The organism is Arthrobacter sp. MDT2-34-1, assembly GCF_059091365.1.
The window spans coordinates 1-550 of sequence record NZ_JBNHGO010000115.1 but is presented as its reverse complement, the minus strand read 5'-3'; the positions used below and the strand labels follow the sequence as shown (position 1 = coordinate 550).

Here is a 550-nt window from a genome sequence, read left to right as displayed (position 1 = left end):
CTTGGCCGGTGCCGGTGGGGCAGGCATACAGCTCCGGAATATTGCCGGGCCGCTGGCTCGCCGGTTCTCCCGTAAGAATCGGCCTGATGGCGGCCGACTGGAAGGGTAGCCATATACTTGAACAGACTGTGTCTGCAGTCACATGTCACATCGGAAGGAGATCGCCCATGGACGTGCGACAACTTCAAATGTTTATCGCTGTAGCCGAAGAAGGCAGTATCCACGGCGGTGCCCGCCGCATGATGGTGGCGCAGCCTGCCATGTCAAAGGCGTTACGCAGTCTCGAAAGGCAACTGCATACACAACTGGTTCAGCGCTCATCCCGAGGCATTGAACTCACCACAGCAGGGGAAGTGCTGCTCGGCCAGGCCTACGAGATCGTACGGTCGCTGGACCGGACGGTCGACCTCGTGCAACAAGCCGGACGCGGCCAGAAAACCCTGACCGTGGGGCTGATTTCCGGAACTGCGTCCGCATCCGAACTGACCTCCGATATCATTCAGGGCTTCCAGCGTCTTTGCCCCAGTGTCACGGTCACGGTCCGTGAACT

1 protein-coding gene is annotated in these 550 nt (G+C 59.8%); it reads left to right on the top strand.

Translation table 11 applies throughout. The features are described 5' to 3' along the window. Positions 1–167: 167 nt before the first annotated feature. A partial coding sequence (locus AC5RVV_RS17930) for a LysR family transcriptional regulator (protein WP_494002704.1) occupies positions 168–550 on the top strand: 383 nt, incomplete at its 3' end.